General features: G+C 70.8%; 18 protein-coding genes. 8 read left to right on the plus strand and 10 right to left on the minus strand.

Annotation, left to right across the window (positions count from 1 at the left end; all coding sequences use genetic code 11):
* Position 1: 1 nt before the first annotated feature.
* Together D3105_RS01645 and D3105_RS01650 are read right to left on the minus strand one after the other, a co-directional pair.
* On the minus strand, positions 2 to 1198 hold the full coding sequence (locus D3105_RS01645) for a GDSL-type esterase/lipase family protein (RefSeq protein ID WP_118899239.1): 1197 nt from the start codon (positions 1196 to 1198) through the stop codon (positions 2 to 4).
* Positions 1199 to 1280: 82 nt separating this feature from the next.
* Positions 1281 to 2624, minus strand: a complete 1344-nt coding sequence (locus D3105_RS01650; RefSeq protein ID WP_118899241.1) for a UDP-glucose dehydrogenase family protein — start codon at positions 2622 to 2624, stop codon at positions 1281 to 1283.
* 207 nt (positions 2625 to 2831) lie between these two features.
* Here D3105_RS01650 and D3105_RS01655 point away from each other — a divergent pair, with 207 nt between their 5' ends.
* Positions 2832 to 3989 (plus strand): acyl-CoA dehydrogenase, encoded by a 1158-nt coding sequence (locus tag D3105_RS01655; RefSeq protein WP_010059900.1) that lies wholly within the window; start codon positions 2832 to 2834, stop codon positions 3987 to 3989.
* A 106-nt stretch (positions 3990 to 4095) separates the two neighbouring features.
* Here the strand turns inward: D3105_RS01655 and D3105_RS35120 are convergent, their stop codons facing one another.
* Complete coding sequence (locus D3105_RS35120; protein WP_240646767.1) at positions 4096 to 4317, minus strand: hypothetical protein; 222 nt, start codon at positions 4315 to 4317, stop codon at positions 4096 to 4098.
* 514 nt (positions 4318 to 4831) lie between these two features.
* On the opposite strand from D3105_RS35120, the gene D3105_RS01665 reads away from it, so the two are divergent.
* Together D3105_RS01665 and D3105_RS01670 are read left to right on the plus strand one after the other, a co-directional pair.
* On the plus strand, positions 4832 to 5518 hold the full coding sequence (locus D3105_RS01665) for a class I SAM-dependent methyltransferase (protein ID WP_118899268.1): 687 nt from the start codon (positions 4832 to 4834) through the stop codon (positions 5516 to 5518).
* Complete coding sequence (locus D3105_RS01670) at positions 5515 to 6039, plus strand: AAA family ATPase (protein WP_118899243.1); 525 nt, start codon at positions 5515 to 5517, stop codon at positions 6037 to 6039. Before D3105_RS01665 ends, D3105_RS01670 begins: the two co-directional genes overlap by 4 nt.
* Before the next feature lie 17 nt (positions 6040 to 6056).
* On the opposite strand, the gene D3105_RS01675 is transcribed toward D3105_RS01670, so the two are convergent.
* Complete coding sequence (locus D3105_RS01675) at positions 6057 to 6629, minus strand: dihydrofolate reductase family protein (protein WP_032767324.1); 573 nt, start codon at positions 6627 to 6629, stop codon at positions 6057 to 6059.
* A gap of 159 nt (positions 6630 to 6788) precedes the next feature.
* On the opposite strand from D3105_RS01675, the gene D3105_RS01680 reads away from it, so the two are divergent.
* From D3105_RS01680 to D3105_RS01690, 3 genes are read left to right on the plus strand one after another with little or no spacing between them, the layout of a single operon-like run.
* On the plus strand, positions 6789 to 7268 hold the full coding sequence (locus D3105_RS01680) for a hypothetical protein (RefSeq protein ID WP_118899245.1): 480 nt from the start codon (positions 6789 to 6791) through the stop codon (positions 7266 to 7268).
* A 50-nt stretch (positions 7269 to 7318) separates the two neighbouring features.
* On the plus strand, positions 7319 to 8194 hold the full coding sequence (locus D3105_RS01685) for a class I SAM-dependent methyltransferase (protein WP_165890946.1): 876 nt from the start codon (positions 7319 to 7321) through the stop codon (positions 8192 to 8194).
* A 17-nt stretch (positions 8195 to 8211) separates the two neighbouring features.
* A complete protein-coding gene (locus D3105_RS01690; protein ID WP_118899249.1) occupies positions 8212 to 8808 on the plus strand; it encodes a hypothetical protein in 597 nt (198 codons plus the stop codon).
* A 234-nt stretch (positions 8809 to 9042) separates the two neighbouring features.
* Here D3105_RS01690 and D3105_RS01695 read toward each other — a convergent pair whose 3' ends face one another.
* A complete protein-coding gene (locus D3105_RS01695) occupies positions 9043 to 10356 on the minus strand; it encodes an LCP family protein (RefSeq protein ID WP_118899251.1) in 1314 nt (437 codons plus the stop codon).
* Between the two features lie 117 nt (positions 10357 to 10473).
* Between D3105_RS01695 and D3105_RS01700 the strand changes: the two genes are divergently transcribed.
* A complete protein-coding gene (locus tag D3105_RS01700; RefSeq protein WP_118899253.1) occupies positions 10474 to 11043 on the plus strand; it encodes an acyl-CoA thioesterase in 570 nt (189 codons plus the stop codon).
* A 39-nt stretch (positions 11044 to 11082) separates the two neighbouring features.
* On the opposite strand, the gene D3105_RS01705 is transcribed toward D3105_RS01700, so the two are convergent.
* The gene (locus D3105_RS01705; protein WP_118899255.1) at positions 11083 to 12471 is read right to left on the minus strand and encodes an LCP family protein; all 1389 of its coding nucleotides are present in this window, start codon (positions 12469 to 12471) and stop codon (positions 11083 to 11085) included.
* A gap of 353 nt (positions 12472 to 12824) precedes the next feature.
* Here D3105_RS01705 and D3105_RS01710 point away from each other — a divergent pair, with 353 nt between their 5' ends.
* Complete coding sequence (locus tag D3105_RS01710; protein ID WP_118899257.1) at positions 12825 to 13853, plus strand: glycosyltransferase family 2 protein; 1029 nt, start codon at positions 12825 to 12827, stop codon at positions 13851 to 13853.
* Positions 13854 to 13879: 26 nt separating this feature from the next.
* Here D3105_RS01710 and D3105_RS01715 read toward each other — a convergent pair whose 3' ends face one another.
* From D3105_RS01715 to D3105_RS01730, 4 genes are all read right to left on the minus strand, one after another.
* On the minus strand, positions 13880 to 15583 hold the full coding sequence (locus D3105_RS01715) for an LCP family protein (protein WP_206272612.1): 1704 nt from the start codon (positions 15581 to 15583) through the stop codon (positions 13880 to 13882).
* Between the two features lie 37 nt (positions 15584 to 15620).
* On the minus strand, positions 15621 to 17399 hold the full coding sequence (locus D3105_RS01720) for an LCP family protein (protein WP_412080940.1): 1779 nt from the start codon (positions 17397 to 17399) through the stop codon (positions 15621 to 15623).
* A gap of 224 nt (positions 17400 to 17623) precedes the next feature.
* Positions 17624 to 19096 (minus strand): LCP family protein, encoded by a 1473-nt coding sequence (locus D3105_RS01725; RefSeq protein ID WP_118899261.1) that lies wholly within the window; start codon positions 19094 to 19096, stop codon positions 17624 to 17626.
* A gap of 177 nt (positions 19097 to 19273) precedes the next feature.
* Positions 19274 to 20026 (minus strand): TIGR03089 family protein, encoded by a 753-nt coding sequence (locus tag D3105_RS01730; protein ID WP_118899263.1) that lies wholly within the window; start codon positions 20024 to 20026, stop codon positions 19274 to 19276.
* Positions 20027 to 20249: the final 223 nt, after the last annotated feature.

Genomic DNA, 20249 nt, shown 5'->3' on the forward strand with positions numbered 1-20249 from the left:
CCTACCGCTTGCCCCATCCGCCGCCCACCGCCGCGAACGGTCCCCCCGGACCGAAGGCGAACGCCCCGAAGCGCTCGCCCATGCGACGGTGGGCGGCGGCGTCCGGGTGCAGCCGGTCCGGCAGCGGCAGCTCGGCGTGGTCGGCCTCGCCGTACAGGGTGAGGCCGTCCAGGTAGTACAGCCACGGGTCGTCGGCCGCCCGCTCCGCCACGATCCGGGCCAGCTCCTCCCGTACGACGCGCAGCGTCAGCTTGCCGCGAGCAGCGTCGGCCGGGTCTCCCAGCGGCGTGAACCCCACCCGTCCGTCGGAGACGTCCGGGGCGGCGGGCCCCGGGGTGTCCTCCTGCGCGGGGCAGAGGATGGGCGAGACGACGAGCAGCGGCACGGTGGGATGCCCGTCGCGGACGGTGTCGAGGAAGGCGCGCACGGCCGGTCCGAAGTCGCCCAGCCCCATCGCATCGCGGTTGACGAGATTGATGCCGATCTTGACGCTGATCAGGTCGGCGGGGGTGTCCCGCAGGGCGCACGCGGTGAACCGGTCGAGGAGCGCGCTGCCCGCCAGCGAGAGGTTGACCAGCTCCACGCCTCCCGCCGCGGCGGCCAGGGCGGGCCAGGCGGTGGCGGAGCTGTCGGCCGAGGAACCCTGGCTGATGGAACTGCCGTGATGCAGCCAGACCGGCCGCCCGCCCGGCTCCAGGGCCTCGACCGGAGCATCGGTGCGCAGCCCGATCAGCTCGGTGGTCTCGGTGTACGGCAGCCAGATCTCGACGGTCTTCTCCCGCGCGGGCAGCCCGGTGAAGGACACGGCCCCGGGGCTGCCGGGGAACAGCTCCCGCGAGCCGTCGGACAGGTCGACCATCAGCACGTTGCCGCCGCTCGCCGAGGCCCGGCCGGCCGGCTCGCCGTCGACGTACAGGTCGTACGCGCCGTTCGGCAGGGGCGGGAGGCCCCGGTGGCCCATCACCGTGCGCAGGACGTCCAGCTCCACGGCGGTGGCCCGGCTACGGAACACCACGCGCACACCCGAGGGCTGCGACTCCGCCTGTGCCACCTGCTCGTCGCCGCCGGCCCTGGCGCGGGCCGGGGCGGGCAGCCGGTGGGGGAGGAGACCGCCGCGCCCGGTGCGCTCCAGTTCGAGCGCGCCGCGCAGGAGGCCGCCGGTGAGCGGGGTGCTGATCCAGTCACGCGAGTCGTCCATGGGCTCAGCCTGTCCGCCGGAGGCGGGGCCGAAGCCGCACGACCGCTGTCGGACGGATATCGGGGCGAAGCCAGGGAGCCGTCTAGGCCTTCGGGCGGCCCATCGCCCGGTACGTCCACCCGGCCTCGCGCCACACCGCGCTGTCCAGGGCGTTGCGCCCGTCCAGGATGATCCGGCGGGCGGCCACCTCGCCCAGCTCGGCCGGGTCCAGCTCGCGGAACTCGCGCCACTCCGTCAGGTGCAGCACCACGTCCGCGCCGCGCACGGCCTCCAGCGCCGAGTCCGCGTAACCGAGGGTCGGGAACAGCCGCCGGGCGTTGTCCATCCCCTTCGGGTCGAACACGGTCACTTGACCGCCCTGGAGGTGGATCTGCCCGGCGACGTTGAGCGCGGGGGAGTCGCGTACGTCGTCGGAGTCGGGCTTGAACGTGGCGCCCAGCACCGCCACCCGGGTGCCGAGGAACGAGCCGCCGCCCACCGCCTCGCGGGCCAGCTCCACCATGTGGCCGCGGCGCCGCATGTTGATGGAGTCGACCTCGCGGAGGAAGGTGAGCGCCTGGTCGGCGCCCAGCTCGCCGGCGCGGGCCATGAAGGCGCGGATGTCCTTGGGCAGGCAGCCGCCGCCGAAGCCGATCCCGGCCCGGAGGAACTTCTTCCCGATCCGGTCGTCGTGCCCGATGGCCTCGGCGAGCTTCACGACGTCACCGTCGGCGGCCTCGCAGACCTCGGCCATGGCGTTGATGAAGGAGATCTTGGTGGCGAGGAAGGAGTTGGCGGAGGTCTTCACCAGCTCGGCGGTCGGGAAGTCGGTCACGACGAACGGCGAGCCCTCGGCGACCGGAACGGCGTACACCTCGCGGAGCAGCTTCTCGGCGTTCTCGCTCGTGACGCCCACGACGATCCTGTCGGGGTGGAGGGTGTCCTTGACGGCGAAGCCCTCGCGGAGGAACTCCGGGTTCCAGGCCAGCTCGGCCCCGTCCCCCACCGGAGCCAGCTCGGCGAGCCGGTCCGCGAGCCGGGCGGCGGAGCCCACGGGGACGGTCGACTTGCCGACGACCAGGGCGGGCCGGGTCAGATGCGGGGCGAGCGCGTCGAAGGCGCTGTCCACGTAGCTCATGTCGCACGCGTACTCGCCGTGCTTCTGCGGAGTGTTCACACAGACGAAGTGGACGTCGCCGAACTCCGCGACCTCCTCCCAGGAGGTGGTGAAGCGCAGCCGCCCGCTGGACCCCTCGATGCCGGCGACGTGCCGCTGAAGCATCTCCTCCAGGCCCGGCTCGTACATCGGCACACGTCCGGTGGACAGCAGCTCGATCTTCTCGGGCACGATGTCGAGCCCCAGGACCTCGAAGCCCAGCTCGGCCATGGCCGCGGCATGGGTGGCGCCGAGATAGCCGGTGCCGATCACTGTGATCCTGAGGGCCATGGAGTGCTCCTGGGAGGTACGGACGGACGTGCGGACCGAGCATAGTCGGGGACCCGGAGGCCGGAATTCACCGCTCGATATGCCCGGTACCTCCCCCATGCCCCACCCCTGTCGGCAAGCTCACGTGCTCGTCACGTATGCCGCCGGGCGGTCCGCGCACTAAAATTGAGTTACTTAACGGTAGTTAGCATCTGGGGAGTGAGCGTCTTGGCGGGTTCGACCGATTTCGACCTGTACCGTCCGGCCGAGGAGCACGACATGCTCCGCGAGACGATCCGCGCGCTCGCCGAGTCGAAGATCGCCCCCTTCGCCGCCGCGGTCGACGAGGAGAGCCGCTTCCCGCAGGAGGCGCTGGACGCCCTGGTCTCGTCGGACCTCGCCGCCGTCCACGTCCCGGAGGAGTACGGCGGGGCCGGCGCCGACGCGCTCGCCACGGTCATCGTGATCGAGGAGGTGGCCCGCGTCTGCGCCTCCTCCTCCCTGATCCCGGCCGTGAACAAGCTCGGCTCGCTCCCGGTGATCCTCTCGGGCTCCGAGGAGCTGAAGGCCAAGTACCTGGGCCCGCTGGCCAAGGGCGACGCGATGTTCTCGTACGCCCTCTCCGAGCCGGACGCCGGCTCGGACGCGGCGGGCATGAAGACGAAGGCCGTGCGCGACGGCGACTTCTGGGTGCTCAACGGTGTGAAGCGCTGGATCACCAACGCGGGCGTCTCCGAGTACTACACGGTCATGGCGGTCACCGACCCGACCAAGCGCTCCAAGGGCATCTCGGCGTTCGTCGTCGAGAAGTCCGACGAGGGCGTCTCCTTCGGCGCCCCGGAGAAGAAGCTCGGCATCAAGGGCTCCCCGACCCGCGAGGTCTACCTCGACAACGTCCGTATCCCCGCGGACCGCATGATCGGCGAGGAGGGCACGGGCTTCGCCACCGCGATGAAGACCCTGGACCACACCCGCATCACGATCGCGGCCCAGGCCCTCGGCATCGCCCAGGGCGCGCTGGATTACGCCAAGGGCTACGTCCAGGAGCGCAAGCAGTTCGGCAAGCCGATCGCGGACTTCCAGGGCATCCAGTTCATGCTCGCGGACATGGCAATGAAGATCGAGGCCGCCCGCCAGCTCACGTACGCGGCGGCCGCCAAGTCGGAGCGCGGCGACGCCGACCTGACCTTCCAGGGCGCAGCGGCCAAGTGCTTCGCCTCGGACGTCGCGATGGAGGTCACCACGGATGCCGTCCAGCTGCTCGGCGGCTACGGCTACACGCGGGACTACCCGGTGGAGCGCATGATGCGCGACGCCAAGATCACCCAGATCTATGAGGGTACGAACCAGGTCCAGCGCATCGTGATGGCGCGCAACCTGCCGTAACGGCCTTCCGCGCAGTGCTCCTTGTACGGCCCCCGGCGGCTCCGCCGGGGGCCGTCGCGTCGTCGCACTCCGCGTACTCCGGGCTGGTCCGCCGGCATGCGTGAACTCAGGTGGCGCGTGGATCCCTCTCGGCATCGCCGCCGCCGAGCGGGTCCGCGTCGTGGAAGGCGATCTCCGCGCGGACGGGCCGGTCGGTCGCGGCCGGCTTGGACCACGCGGCGCGGATCTCCATCGGCTTGAAGGAGTGCGGGCCGCTGCTCCGGAGGCGGGCCAGCGAAACGCCGTCCTCGCCGGGGAGGAGGACGGCCGACGCAATCAGTGCGACCACCGCGAGAGCGGCGGGCACGAGAGTCCGGGACTCGCCCCCCCCGAGACGCTGCTGATCATCCTCGCCGTGATCATGATGGTTACCGCGAGTGAGGCCGTCGCGATGAGCCCGAGGGCACGCCACAGCAGTCGGCGCGCCTTGGCGCGTGCCCGGCTGCGCGCCCGGAAGCCGACCATGTCACCACAGGTGGCGCACCGCAGAGACCCGGTTCGGACCCCCTCGGGCGGACGGTCGACCCAGGCGGTCCGGAGCCGGTAGTAGTGGTAGGTGTCCGATCCGCGGTGCTTGGTGTGCGTCATATGGATCAGCCGCATTCCGACCCTGGGTCCGACCTGCTGCACTCCGCCCTCCGTCGTCCGCTCGCTGTGAGCATCCCCGGTCGGACCACGGTGCGGATGAACTCGGCTGCGTGCCCAGGCAGTTCGGAGGTGGATGGTCGGCTGAACGGTCGACTCCGGCCAGGGTCTCTGGCCGTCGCGTTCCCAGGAATGATGGACTGCGTGCCGTGGCGACCATGACGACCCGAGTCCTGCGGGCAATCGACCGATTCCACAGCACTCATCCCTGGGACCACAACGCCCACCACCACCGCTGGATCATGCGGCAGGTTCCCCGGTGCTTCGACATGGCCCTGGACATCGGATCGGGCAGCGGAGACCTCGCCCGGCTCCTGGCCACGCGAGCCACGGGAGTGCAGGGTGTGGACGTCGACCGTGCCATCGTCGCGAAGGCCCGGGAGCTCACGGGCCCGGCCGTCCCCGTGACGTTCACCGCCTCGGACGCGCTGACGGAGACGCCGCCCGGGCCCTACGACGTCATCACGTGCGTCGCCGCCCTCCACCACCTGCCGTTCTCCGAGGCCCTCACCCACTTTCGCCGGCACCTGGCGCCGGGCGGGACCCTGGTCGTCGTCGGGGTCGCCCGGGCGGCGTCCCTCGGCGATCACCTCCTCGGCGCTGTCGCGATCCCGCTGAACATCGCCATGGCCTGGATCAAGAACAAGGGGCGCCGGGCACCACGGCCGGACTCCATGACCGCTCCCACTCGTCCGGCGACCATGACCTTCGCCGAGATCGTCCGCGAGGCCCGCCGCGTTCTGCCCGGAGCTCGGCTGCGCAGACGTCTGTTCTGGCGCTACACCTTGGTCTGGCATCAGCGGCCTGGCGGGGGCCGTACGCATCCCCCTGGGGTGGGCCGATGATCATCTGGCTGAACGGAACCTTCGGCGCGGGCAAGACCACCACCGCGAAGGAGGTGACCTCGCTCCTCCCGGGCTCCCGGCTCTTCGACACCGAGACGGTCGGCTGGATGCTCCGGCACATCCTGGGGGTGCCGGAGAAGGACTTCCAGGACTTCCCGCCCTGGCGGGGGCTCGTGGTGGAGACCGCGCGACAGGTGCTCGACCATGTCGGCGGCACGCTGGTGGTGACGCAGACCGTGCTGGTCGAGGCGTACTGGCAGGAGATCCACGACGGCCTGACCCGGGCCGGCATCCCCGTGCACCACTTCCTGCTCCACACCGACCGCGACACCCTCGTCGAGCGCATCGAGACCGACACCAAGCCCGACAGCGCCGGTGCCAAGCAGTGGCGGCTGGACCACCTGACCGACTACGAACGGGCCCTGCCGTGGCTCCGCCGGGAGGCTCAGGTGGTGGACACGACCGGTGTCCTGCCCGCCGAGGTGGCGGCGACCCTCCTGCGAGGGGTGCGCACCGGCTGACCGTCCGTCGCGACGGATCAGCGGACGACCTCGAAGACGTTCTTCTGGATGCCGTTCGCGTACGCCTCGTGCTCGACCAGCTTCAGCTTCTGCTGGTCCTTGTCCGTCGTGCTGAACAGGCGCTTGCCCGCGCCGAGCAGGACCGGGAAGACCAGCAGGTGGTACCGGTCGATCAGGTCGGCGTCCGCGAGGTTCCGGTTCAGCTCGGTGCTGCCGTGGACGATGATCGGGCCGCCCTCGGTCTCCTTCAGCGCGGCGACCTCGTCCAGCGACCGCAGGATGGTGGTCTCGCCCCAGTCGGACACCAGGTCGCCGTCGGTGAGCTTGGTGGAGACGACGTACTTCGGCATCGCCTTGTACCCGGTGAACTCCTCCATGCCCGGCCACACCGGGCTGAACGCCTCGTAACTGGCCCGGCCCATCATCAGGGCCGCGGCCTCGTCCTGCTCCCGGGCCTTGAGCTCGTACGCCTCCGGCAGGAACTCGATGTCCTTGAACGTCCACCCCGAGTTCCGGTAGCCGGGCTCGCCGCCGGGGGCCTCCATGACACCGTCGAGCGAAACGAAGGCGGTGCTGATCAGGGTGCGCATCAGGTCTCCTGGGTGTGTCGGGGCGGGCCTCGTTCGGCGCCGGGCGTCGCTTCTCACTCTTACGGATGTACTGACCGCGTGCCAGACGAAAACTCATCGGTCCCATGTCCTCGAACCGCCGGACAGCTTCCCGGCCACGGGCCGGTAGCCTCCCTCCCCATGACCGAAGCGACCGAACTCGACAGGCTGACCGCCCTCTTCAGCGCCCTGGGGGCGGACGCCGACGCCCGTGACTGGGCGGAGTCCGAGGCCGAGGAGGGGCTGCCGCAGCTCGCCCGCTACCGCCTCCTGCGGACGGTGTGGCAGGACGTCGACGCCTGGGGCACGGCCGCCCGGCAGTGGGTGGACGCCTACCGCGCCGACGGGGCGGCGGCCGACGCCGTCGATCGCGCTCTCGCGGCCGGCCTCACCACCGAGGACCTCGGCGCGCTGGCCCGCGAGGTCGCCAGGGAGACCGCGTTCGGGGTGCTGTACGCCCTGGCGGACCCGGCGGACGGCTCGCTCCCCGCCGAGGTGGAGGCGCAACTGCCCGGCTGGCGGCTCGCGGAGCTGAACGCGGCGGGCGCACCGACCGGCCGCCATCTCGACGCCCTCCACGAGGATTTCGCCGAACTCGAACCGAAGGGGACCACGCTGTGACCGAGGCGACCGAGGCGACCGAGGCGACCGAGGCGACCGAGGCGACCGGGGTGACCGGGGCGACCACCCCCTTCGACCACGCCGAGCGCCGCATCTGGTCCGGCAAGGCCGAGGCGTACGCCGACACCTACGCCCAGCTCTGCGCTCACCTCGTTCCGGCCCTCCTCGACGCCGCCGATGTGGGGCCCGGCACCCGCGTCCTCGACGTGGGCTGCGGCAGCGGAACCGTGAGCGTGGCGGCGGCCGCGCGGGGAGCGTCCGTGTACGCGGCCGACGCCGACCCCGGCATGGCGGCCGCGACCCGCCGAGCCGTACCGGGCGTCACCCCACACATCGCCCGACTCCCCGAACTGCCCTACGCCAACGACACGTTCGACGCCGTCGTCGGCAACTTCGTGCTCAACCACGTGGGCCGCCCCCTCGCCGCCCTGGCCGAACTCCGCCGGATCACCCGCCCCGGCGGCCGGGTCGCGGTCACCATCTGGCGGTCGCCCGGAGCCCCCGGCCAGACCCTGATCGGCCGAGCCGCCCAGGCCGCCGGCCTCATCCGCCCCACCTGGCTCCCCGCCCTCGCACCGCAGGACGACTTCCCCCGTACGCCCGAAGGGCTCGCGGCCCTGCTCGACACGGCCGGGCTCCTCGGCGCGAGGTGCTCCGAGGTGGCCTGGAAGCACCGCTGCGACCCGGACACCTGGTGGGCGGGGGCCGAGCGGGGGGTCGGCGCGATCGGGCAGGTCCTCAACAGCGGAGGCACGGAGGGGCTGGCGGCGGCGCGGAGCGCGTACGACGACCTGTGCGCCGAATTCCACGTACGGGACGGCCTGTTGGTGCTGCCGCACGTCGCGCTGCTGGCATCCGGCAGGGCCTCGGAAGCCGGATCTCCTGGCGAAGGATCGTCCGGCCGCCTTCCGGCGGCGACCAAGTGAAACGGGGACAGTGACCGATGGACAAGAAATGGCTGCCGCTGACGATCACGCTCGGCGTCGCAGGGGTGGCCGTGGTGACGGCGAGCGTCTGGCCCGACAGCGTGGAGAAGCCGCCGCTGCCGCAGAGCCTGTGCCATGGTGCGCTCAGCCGGGAGACGGCGGAGCTGATAGACGACGGCAAGGGCGGAGAGGTCAGCGCGGGCGAGTCGGAGAGCAAAGGCGGGGCCACCGACCACGCGGTGCTCAAGACCTGCCACGTGCTGCGTGCCGGCCCGCACGGAGAAGGTCCGCGGGGGGTCTACGAACTGGTCGTCGAGGACACGCGGAGCGCCCCCGGGGCCAAGAAGGGCTCCGCCCCTCTTGGCCCCGGGTTCACCGGCTGGGCGCTCCCCGACCGGGCCGAGGTCACGTTGCCCACTGGCTGCGCCGCCCGCATGGGCTCGGCCGCCCCGCATGTCAAGGCGTCGCTCGTCGTGCCCTCGCAGGACGAGGAACGCCTGTACAGGCGGGGAGAGAAGCCACCCGTCGACCCGGACACCGCGACCCGCAACAACGCGACCGTGATGCGGGAAGCGGCCACCAGGCTCGCCAAGAGGTACGGCTGCGCCGACTGACCGTGCCCTGCCTGCCGTGCCGCCTCCCAGCGCTGGGCCCGGCAGGCGCGGCACCGGATCGTGGGGCGCCACGAACCGGTGTGAGCAGGCGAGGCGCCCGCCTTCGCGGCGGAGACCGCGGAAACCCTGACACCGGCACCCCCCTTCGGCACGCGGCGAGCAGAGGGCGTCCACGAACGGCGAAGGGCGCCGGGCGGCAATCGCCCGGCGCCCTCAACGGCTGGGTGAACGGCCTCAGTTGCCCTTGACCGTGACCTTCTCGTCGTTGTTGAGCTGCTGCACCAGCTGCTTCACCTTGGCCTTGTCCCAGACCAGGTTCCCGTTGACGCTGCCCGAGATCGGCATGTTCATCGACGTACCGTCGCCGCCCGTGACGCCCTTCATCGCGAAGAACATGTTGCCCAGCGCCCAGAGCGACATGTCCTTGTCCACGATCAGCGTGTCCAGGCCCGCGCCCATCGTCGGGTACAGCTTGAACGGGTTGAGGATCGTGGACGGGGTCGCCGTCTGGCTCGCCAGCGCCGCGAGGAACTTCTGCTGGTTCTTCGTACGGTCCAGGTCGCTGCCCTTGAACGCGTAACGCGTACGGACGAAGGCGAGGGACTGCTCGCCGTTCAGCGTCTGCTTGCCCGCCTGGAAGTCGGCCCCGGACTTCTTGTCCTTGAACGCCTCCGGGATGTCCAGCTCTACCCCGCCGATCGCGTCCACGATCTTCGCGAAGCCGCCGAAGCCGATCTCGACGTAGTGGTCGATGTGCAGGCCGGTGTTGAACTCGACCGTACGGACGAGGAGTTCGGGGCCGTCCTCGGCGTAGGCGGCGTTCAGCTTCACCTGCCGGCCTGTGCCCTGGAACATCTTCCCGGACTCGGACCCCTTGAAGGACGGGATCTCGACGTTGGAGTCGCGCGGCAGCGAGATCAGCGTCGGGCCGTTCGAGCCGTCGTGCAGGATCATCATCGAGTCGGTGCGCTTGCCCTCGGCGGAACCGGTGCGCAGCCGCTTCTTCTCCTCGTCCGACATGCCCTCGCGGCTGTCGGACCCGACGATCAGGTAGTTCGTGCCGTCGCCGGACTCCGGCCGCTCGATGACCTTGGAGAGGTCCACCTCGCGCTTCAGCTTCGAGTCGGCCCAGAAGTACGTCGAGATCGAGACCGTCAGCACCACGACCACCAGGGTCAGCGCGCCGAGCTTGATCCGGCGGCGCCAGTCCGGGGCCGGGCGGCCCTGGACGTAGCCTCCGTCTCCGCCGCCGCGACGGCCACCGCCGCCCCGGCCGCCGGAGCCGCCGCTGCCCGATCCGTAGACCTGGCCCGTGTTGTAGCCGCTGTCGTACCCGGGCTCGGGGCTGTGGCCGTACCCGCCGTCCTGGTAACGGTCGTCGTACCCCTGGCTCTGCGGCGGTACCTGCGGCCGCTGCGGGGTACGGGGCTGGGCCGGGCGGCGCTGGATGTGCGGCATCGACCGGGCGCCCTCGGGCTGGGAGCTGGCGCTGCCCCGCCCGTAGCGTTCGCTGCGGTCGCCGGTCCGTCGATCGGGCCAATCGTTCATCCGAACAGTGTGCCGCCCCGGCCCACGGCTATTACAGGGTGTAAGGGAAATCGCACCAGGGCTGTTGCGAACCTGATGCATTCTGCGGGATCGCGGGCCCCGCATAAGGTGGACGGTATGACAGATCAGGCCACCGGCGTAACAGATCCGGCCAACCGCTCGGAGGGTGACATCCCGGGCAAGCCGACCGCGGCGTCCCGGACCACCCTCAGCCACATCATGACCGGCAGCGACACCAACCTCCTCGGCACGGTGCACGGTGGCGTGATCATGAAACTGGTCGACGACGCCGCGGGCGCGGTGGCCGGCCGGCACTCCGGTGGGCCCGCCGTGACCGCGTCGATGGACGAGATGGTCTTCCTGGAGCCGGTCCGCGTCGGCGACCTCGTCCATGTGAAGGCCCAGGTCAACTGGACGGGCCGGTCCTCCATGGAGGTCGGCGTCCGGGTCATGGCCGAACGCTGGAACGAGTCCACCCCCGCCCAGCAGGTCGGCAGTGCCTATCTGGTCTTCGCCGCCGTCGACGGGGACGGCAAGCCGCGCCGCGTACCGCCGGTGATCCCCGAGACCGAGCGCGACAACCGGCGCTACCAGGAGGCGCAGATCCGGCGCACCCACCGGCTCGCCCGCCGCCGCGCGATCAAGGAACTGCGCGAGAAGCGCGCCGCCGAGGGCATCGACGACTAGTCACGCGTACGGGCGGCGCCCCGCGCAGACCCCGGGTCCCTACGGGCACACCACCTCGTCGCCCGTCACCGTGCCGAACCGGCCCGTCTGACGAGTCTCCGCCTTCACCCGCTGCACCTTCGTGAAGTCCGAGCCCACCGTCACCCTCATCTGCGGGCCCTGACCCTTCACCGCCTTCAGCTCGCTCCCGGGCAGCGCCGTGGCCAGGGACTTCGCCGACCGGTCCCAGCGCGGGTCGTACTCCACGAGCGTCCGCTTCAGCTCCCGCGCCTCCCCGTTGAGCGGGGCCTCGGTGGTGGAGAACCCGGTCGCGCGCAGCGCCTCGTCCACGGTCCGGCCGAGGCCGTCCTTCGGGGTCCCGTTGTAGACCTGCACCTTCACGTCCTTCGGTGCCACGTCGACCAGCTTCGCGGGCTGCTGCTGCGGGCCCGCCGCGGGCTTCGGCTGCGGCTTCGCCGGGGCCAGCGGCTTGTCCTCGCGCAGGGCCTGGAACAGCTTCTTCGCCTTCTTCGCGTCCCACTGCACCGTCGAGCCGATGCCCTTGACCGGGAAGCTGGGGTTGCCGATGGGCACGGACGCGAACTCCGACGAGGCGGGACCGAAGTCCTTCATCGCCTTGCCGAGCGCCAGCATCTGCTCCGTGCCGAAGCCCTTGTCGGCCCGGACCGAACCGAGCACCGACCCGGAGACCTGCTGGAACTTCACCGGGTTCAGCAGCACCCCGCTGCTCGTCGCCTGCTTGATCAGCGCCGCCATGAACTTCTGCTGGCGCTCCATCCGGCCCAGGTCGGAGGCCACGTCCACATGGCGCGAGCGGACGTACTGGAGCGCCTGGCCGCCGTCCAGTTCATGCGTGCCCGCGGGGAGGTTCAGCCCGGTGTACGAGTCCTTCATCGGCCGCGCCGTGCAGATCTTCACCCCGCCCACCGCGTCGACCGTCTTCATGAAGCTGGTGAAGTCGACCTCCAGATAGTGGTCGATCTTGACCTTGGTCATGCTCTCGACGGTCCGCACGGTCAGCGTGGGCCCGCCCTCCGCGTACGCGGCGTTCAGCTTCACCGGGTGGCTCGCGTGGTGCTTGCCCGTGGTGCGGTCGGTGTGGGCCGGCATCTCGGCGTAACTGTCCCGGGGGAGGCTGACCACGCTCGCCCGCTGCCGGTCGGCCGACAGATGGACCAGCATGATCGTGTCGGTGCAGTGGCAGGGCGCGCCGCCGAGCCGGTACTTATTCTTCTCGGCCTTGGTGATCGTGTCCCGGCCGTCGGTGCCGACGAGCAGCAGATTCGTGCCGTGGCCCCCCTCGGGACGGTTCTTCATGTCCCGGAACGGATCGACCCGGCCGATCCCGCCCTCCAGGCTGCTCACCACCGCGTGACCGATCCCACCCGCCCCCAGCACCAGCACCGAGAGGCCGGTGGCCACCCGCATGCCCCAGCGCGGCCGCTCGTCCTGCTTCCGGGGCCGGACCGGCCGGGTGCCCTGTGGCGGACGGCGTCGCGGGGGAGTGGTGCGGGGGTGCGGCGGGCGCTGCGGTCGTTGCGGTCGTTGCGGTACGGGCACGAGGGGAGACACCTCCGGGGTGCAAGGGAGACACCTCTGCGGTGCAAGGAGACCATCGCACGGTAGGCCCATACGACCACCGCCCCCGCCCGCGACCCGGCGGCGCGCACCGGTGTCCCCCATTCGCGGTAACGTGGCGGCCGAATACCGCCGCCTCCCGGGGCGCCCGCCGCCCGCGGCGCGGAACCCCCCGGCGCCCCCGAGGACCCCCCGAGGACCACATGTCTGCCGCGCAGTACCCCGCCGTCTCCGTGATCATGCCGGTGCTCAACGAGGAACGCCATCTCAGGAACTCGGTCCGGCACATCCTGGAGCAGGAGTACCCCGGTGAGATGGAGGTCGTGATCGCGCTCGGCCCCTCCGCCGACCGGACGGACGAGATCGCCGCCGAGCTGGTCGCCGAGGACCCCCGCGTCCACACCGTGCCCAACCCCACCGGCCGCACCCCCGCCGCCCTCAACGCGGCGATCAAGGCCTCCCGCCACCCGGTCGTCGTCCGGGTCGACGGCCACGGCATGCTCTCGCCGAACTACATCGCGACCGCCGTCCGCCTCCTGGAGGAGACCGGCGCGCAGAACGTCGGCGGCATCATGCACGCCGAGGGCGAGAACGCCTGGGAGGACGCCGTCGCCGCCGCGATGACCTCGAAGATCGGCGTCGGCAACGCGGCCTTCCACACCGGCGGCCAGGCGGGCCCGGCCGAGACCGTCTACCTGGGCGTCTTCCGCCGCGAGGCCCTGGAGCGGGCCGACGGCTACAACGTCGAGTTCATCCGCGCCCAGGACTGGGAGCTGAACTTCCGCATCCGCGAGGCCGGCGGGCTGATCTGGTTCTCGCCCGAGCTGAAGGTCCAGTACCGCCCGCGCCCCACGGTGAAGGCGCTCGCCAAGCAGTACAAGGACTACGGCCGCTGGCGCCACGTCGTCGCCCGCTACCACGCCGGCTCGATCAACCTGCGCTACCTTGCCCCGCCGACCGCCGTCGTCGCCATCGCGGCGGGCCTGGTCCTCGGCGCGACCGTCACCCCGTGGGCGCTGGTCGTCCCCGGCGGCTACCTCGCCGCGATCGTCGCCGGGTCGCTGCCCGCGGGCAAGGGCCTCTCGCTGAAGGCCCGCGCCCAGATCCCGGTGGCGCTGGCGACGATGCACATGTGCTGGGGCTTCGGCTTCCTCACCAGCCCCCGTTCCCTGGCCAAGCGGGTCATCGCGAGCCGCCGCCCGGCGATGACCGGCAGCAGCGAGACCGTCTGAGCCGNCGTACGCCTGCCGCTACGGCGTCACCAGGTGTAGTTCGGGTTGACCTTCATGCAGGCCTTCTCGTCGTCCCCGTTGAGGGCCCCCGCCGAATCCGGGGTCTTCTCCGTGCCCTTGGACACCGGGTAGGCCCCGTCCTCGCGCCAGTCCGCGCCCACCGCGAGCGCGATGCCCGACACATCGGTGGACCGCTTCACCTGCGACAGCGGAACCCCGAGGGCCTTGGCGACCGCCTGCGCGTCGCCCTCCAGATCGGCGCTCGGATACAGGATCCCCGTGCGCGCCACCCCGGTCACGTTGTTCGAGTCGACACTGGTCCGCCCGAAGCCGGCGTTCTTCAGCTGGTCCGCCACCTCACCGGCCCGCCCCGACGCCGGTCCGAAGGCGTCGGTCGCGGTCCCGTTCCGTACGGAGACGGCGATCTCGCCGACCGGCGCGGACGGGTCCTTGGGCTCCTCCGGCTTCTTCCGCCTGGAGGCCTTGCCGTCCAGCGGTACGTCGTCCCGCACCATCCGGAACAGCTGCTCGGCGTCGCCCGCCTTCGGGTACACCCGGCCGCTGTTGGCGCCGGTGCCGTACACGTTCGGCATGGTCGACATCGTGATGCGCTTCGTCGGGACCTTCTTGAACTCCTCGGCCAGGTCGTAGAGCTTCTTGACCGTGTCCAGCCCCTTGTCGACCGTCAGGGCCTCGGTCGCCGCCTCGGCGAGGTTCATCAGTTTCGCCGGGTCGGTGAGCTTGGTGCCCTTGCGCAGCTCACGCACCATCGAGTTCATGTACTGGTGCTGGGCCTTGGCCCGCCCCAGGTCGGTGTTGTCCTCGAAGCCGTACCGGGTGCGCAGCCACTGGAGGGCCTGCTCCCCCTTGATGGACGTGGTGCCCTTCTCCAGCTTCAGTCCGGAGCCCTTGCCGTCGGCGCTGCGCGAGTGGATGTTGGCGTCGACGCAGACCGGGACACCCCCGATCGCGTCGGCCATCGACACCACACCGGCGAAGTCGATCATCATGAAGTGGTCGATCCGGATGCCGGTCAGCTCGTACCAGGTGGCCACCGTGCACCCCGGACCGCCGCGCCCCAGGCTCTCGTTGGTCTGTACGTCGCGGGTGCTGGCCGGGAAGACCTCACCGTCCGGTGCCGTGCACTTGGGCATCTTCAGCATGGTGTCCCGCGGCATGCTGATGACGGAGAGGTTGCTGCGGTCCGCGGAGAGGTGGAGCAGCATCTGCACATCGGCGAGCGGTGTCCCGCCGAAGGTCTCCTTCGCACCGCCCAGCTTCTGGTTGGCCTTGGAGTCCCGGGCGTCGGAACCGATGAGCAGGATGTTGAGCGGGGTCTGCCCGGCGGCGTTGGCCTTGTGATCGGCCATCTGCTTGTCGCCGAGGGTCAGATCCCCTTTCTTGATGTTGCCGTTGAGGTGCTCGTAGTAGAGATAACCGGCGCCGCCGGTGCCGAGTATGAGCACGGCGAGCACGGAGGCGCTCCAGCGCAGGACGCGTCGCTTGCCGCTCTTGGGCGCGCGGCGGCCGCTGCGCCCCCGGGCGCCGGCCGAGGCGCCGCCCCGGTGCCCCCCGGCCCGACGGCCGCGCTCACCGCTCGCGGGCGCGTCACCGACCTCCGCGTCCCGGCCGTCACCCCGGCGTACGTCCCCGCCCGGCCGATCCCCGCGGCGGACGCGTGATCGCGTCTCCTCCCCGGGCATGCTGCTCCGTCCCACCGGACCCCCCATGCTGTTCAGATTTCCGCTGTGGCGCGGTGACCAGGTGTCACTTGGCGCATACCGCCTTGTCGGCGCTCGCTTGCTCGACGCCTTCCGGAGCCTTCGCCGGTCCGGTGATGAGCTGGCCCGCGCCCTTGAAGTCCGCCCCCAGCGTGAGCACCATCGCCTCAAGCCCCTCGGCGTCGGCGGTGCCCTGCTTCATGGCCGTTGCGGGAAGCCCCATCATCTCGGCGAGCGCCCGGGCCTGATCGGCCTGGTTGGGCGCGTACTCCAGTGTCGTCTTCTTGATCTTCTCGGGGGCGTTGGCCTTGTTGGTGGACTTCAGCACCCCCTGCTCGTTCTGCAGCCAGGTGACGGTCGAACCGGCCGCACCGGGGATCTCGCCGCCGTTGAGGACGTCGACCCGTACGTCGGCGGGATCGGCCTTCGGACCCTTGAGCAGGGCCGCCTGCTTGCCCTTGGCGTCCTTCTCCTTCTGCTTCACCTCGGTCAGCGAGGTGTCGGAGCGCATCATCGCGAAGAGCTGCTCGCCCTTGACCGGGTCCACGACCACGGTGACGGGCTTCGGCTCGGCCGGGTTGTCTATCACCGGCATCGTGAGGAAGGTGATGTTCTTCGTGTCGACCTTGGAGATCTCCTGGGCCAGCGTCATCAGCTTCTTCGCGTCGGCGATGGCCGAGTCGACGGTCAGAGCGTTGGTCGCGGCGTCGGCCAGCTTGTAGAGCTTCTTCGGGTTGGTCAGGGTGTCGCTCGACTTCATCTCGCGGATCATCGAGCCGAGGAACTGCTGCTGCACCTTGATCCGGTCGAGGTCGCTCCGGTTGCCGAAGCTGTCGCGCGTACGCAGCAGGGCCAGCGCCTTCTCGCCCTGCACCTTGGACTTGCCCTGCGGCAGCACCAGATGCGACTTCGGGTCGTCGACCGGCTTCGACATGCAGACCTCGACGCCGCCGACCGCGGTGGTCAGCTCCTTGACCGCGTTGAAGTCGACCATCATGAAGTGGTCCGGCTTGAGGCCGGTGATGTTCTCGACCGTCTTCATGGTGCAGCCGGGGTCACGGCCGTTCTGGCCGAGGCTGGTGTTGAAGCGCTCGTTCGGGGTGCCCGGGATGACGGTGGAGGTGCCGTCCGACTTCTTCGACTCGCACTCGGGGATATCGGTCACCAGGTCGCGCGGGATGCTCATCGCCGTCGCGTTGGTCCGGTCCTCGGAGACGTGGAACAGGATGTTGGTGTCGGCGTGGCCCGTGCTGCCCTTGTCGCCGTACCCCTCGTTGCCCTTGCCGGTGCGCTTGTCGGTTCCGATGACCAGGATGTTCATCGGGCCGTCGGTGACGACGTTCTTGCTGCCGGCGTCACCCACGTCGATGGAGTCGATGTTCCCGTTGAACTTCTGGTAGAGGGCGTACGCGCCGATCGAGGTGCCCACCACGACGAACGCCATCACGCCGCCCGACCACAGCAGCGCCTTCTTCTTGCGCGACTTCTGGGGCTTGCGCTTCCGGCGGCCGGTCGTGGGGGGCTCGGCGGCGCCACGGCCCCCCTGGGAGCCGCGGCGGCTGCGCTGGCCCGGCACCTCGCGGCGCGCCCCGTCCGTGGCGGTCCCGCGGGAACCGGCCGCACGGCGACCCGAACCCTCGCGGGACGAACCGGTCCGGGACCCCCCGCGGCGGCCGATTTCCTCGGCCGTCGCCGTACGCGCGGAGCTACTCGACTCCCCAGCGGAGTGATCCAGTCGCAATTCGTAATTACCGGTGTGCGGGTTGAGTACCCACTGGTCGGCGGGGTCGATATCGTCCGCCCGTCCACGACTGTGCGCGTCCACGGTTGCCTGCGTCCTCCGTCGGTGCCACGCGAGGCGCCCTCCCCCGGCAAGGCGCTCGTTCCTTCGCTCCAGCAGTGCACGACCTGACGGCCGGAAGCACCGGATCGCGTCACACTATCCGGCCGATTCCAGGTCGAGCGACGTGCGTGACACATTCCACCCCCCTTACAACCGGGCATACTTCCCATTACACGCCGATTGTGTTCTGCGTCTTGGCAATTGCTTTACTGCTTGCACAGGTCGTCCGCCGCGCTCGAACCCGAATAGGTGGGTGTCGGCGTCGGGCTTTCGGACCCGGCGTCGTCCGGCTTTCCGTCCTGTCCGCTTTCCTGCTCCCGTTCCGCCTCTTCGAGTTCATCGGCCGGGACCACGGCGACGGGCTTGTCCTCGCGGAGTTGCTTGAACAGGTCCCCCGCGTCCGGTTCGACGAGTTCGTCCCGGTTGGGGTTGTTACGGTACGGCTGCCGGGGCACGGTCAGGAACTGCACCTGCTCGGTCGGTACGTTGCGCATCCCGCGCACCAGGTCGTACAGGTCGCGCAGCGAGTCGAGACCCGGGTCGGTGGTCAGCGACTTGGTGGCCGCGTCCAGCACCGGGTAGAGCCGCGTCGGGTTCAGCAGGACGCCGTTGCTCTGCATCTTGTTGACGAGGGCGCCGAGGAACTGCTGCTGGCGCTCCATGCGTTCGGTGTCGCTGCCGTTGCCGAGGGACTTGCGCGCCCGTACGTAGCCGAGGGCCTGCTCGCCGTTCAGCTTCTGCCGGCCGGCCGGGAGCTCCAGGTGCGCGTCCTTGTCGTCGATCGGCTCCTTGAGGCAGATCTCGACCCCGTCCACCGCGTCGACCATGTCCTTGAAGCCGTTGAAGTCGACGACCATGTGGTGATCGATGCGGATGCCGGTCATCCGCTCCACGGTCCGGATCGTGCAGGCGGTGCCGCCGAGCTCGAACGCCGTGTTGAACTGGGTGAACTGCTCCCGGGACTTCTTGTCGTCCCCGGTGCGGCAGCTGGGGATCTCCACCATCAGGTCGCGGGGGATCGACACGGCCGTCGCGCTCTTCCGGTCCGCCGCGAGGTGCAGCAGGATCGTGGTGTCGGAGCGCTGGCTGCCGCCGTCGTCCCGCCCGTACTTCCGGTTGTCCCCGGCCCGGCTGTCGGACCCGATGAGCAGGATGTTCTGGGCGTCCATGACGATCGGGGTCGGCCGCTCCTTCTCGTACGCCTTGAGTTCGGCGGCGGCGCTCGTGTCGGTGGTGATGTTCCCGTCGAGCTTCTTGTACATCCACCAGCCGACCCCCGCGGCGACCAGCACGAGGAACGAGGCGGCGAGCGCGGTCCAGCGCAGCCAGTGGCTCTTGCGGGCGGCGACGATGCCGTCCTTGGGCTGATCGGCCCAGGTCTGCACGCCGACGGGGTCCGCCGCGGCCTTGGGCTCGGTCTCGGGCGCGGCCTCGGACTCGGCAGGGCCGCCCTCGGCGTCATCGGCCTTGTCGGCCTCCGCGGCTGCCGGGCCCTCCTGCTGCGGAGCGTCGTCCTGGGGTGAACCGTCCTGCCGGGCCCCGTCCTCGGGGGCGGGGCCCTCGGAAGCCGCGCCCTCGGGCTGCCCGGACTCTTTCCGCGACCTGTCCTGCGGCTTGTCCTCGGCCGGGCGGTCCGGGTCGGACGGCGGGCCAGCACTGTCGGTCACGTCTGCGTCCATCCTTCACGTTCGGCGGCGCGAGGGGCCGCCGGTCGCAGGAGTAGACGGCTGAAACTCGCGCTTGGTTGTGCACGGCCAGGAGAGTGGTCTGTACCGCTCGATCATCTACCCGCTCCGGTGCCGTTCCCCGAGGACTCGGCCCGCTGTGGGCCGGACGAGTGGACCTCAGCGCGCTTGTCATACCGCGGTGTTGGTGACCCGCTCGCTCTCGACCCGCTTGGCAAGCCCGTCCGCGTCGAGCTGCCCGATGTGGCGGCACAGCACCACGGACCCGCCCGCCGCCAGGGGCGCGAACAGTCCGGTACTCAGCCCTTCCCAGGTGTCGTACGTACGCCCGGTGAGCAGCCGGGACCCCGGTACGAGGCCGAGGGCGTCGGCGTCCTCGCGGGCCCGGGCGACGAGCTGCGCGCCCGTCAGCTCGGCCCCGCCCACGGCCAGCGCGGGGGCCTCGGCGTCCACCGGGGCGAAGGGTGCGAAGCGGTCGCCCTGGCTCGGCACCTCCACCGCGTAGTCCGAGAACCCCTCGGGTGCCTGCGGGAACCGGCCACCCAGCGGGCGCAGGGCGAGAGCGACACGCTCGCCCCGGCAGGCCCGCGCCCGCTCCAGGGCGTCCGGGCCGGTCACGACGAGGTCGGCGGCTGCCGGGTCGCCCTGGACGTCGGCGACGACCCCGACGGAGGAACAGGCCAGCAGCCAGACCGCGGACTGCCAGTGCGCGGGCAGCAGCAGGGCGAGCCGGTCGCCGGGCTCCGCGGCCAGGTCGCCCTGGAGCAGATTGGCGGTCTTGGCCACCCAATTGGCGAAGGTGGCCACCGACAGTTCGACGCGTTCTCCGGTGGCGTCGTCGTAGAAGGTGACCAGGGGGCGGGCCGGGTCCGCGGAGAGCGCGGATCGCAGCAGGTCGGCGGGGGTGCGGTCGCTGGAGTTCATCCGCGCAAGCGTACGCGGGGGCGCGGTGCCGGGCGGGCTGAACGGGTGTCACGTACACCGGTTCGGCAGACGGGGCGTCATGAAGGGGCCGATGTCCGGGTAGCCGGAGTCATCACTCTATGTTCAGGATCGTTCGTATGCGTGCACTATTGGTCACCTCAGTCGGCGTCACCTGCGCGGCGGCCCTCACTCTGCCGCTCGCCGCCCCCGCCCTGTCCGCCCC

Source organism: Streptomyces globisporus (genome assembly GCF_003501885.1).
Taxonomy (GTDB): domain Bacteria; phylum Actinomycetota; class Actinomycetes; order Streptomycetales; family Streptomycetaceae; genus Streptomyces; species Streptomyces globisporus_D.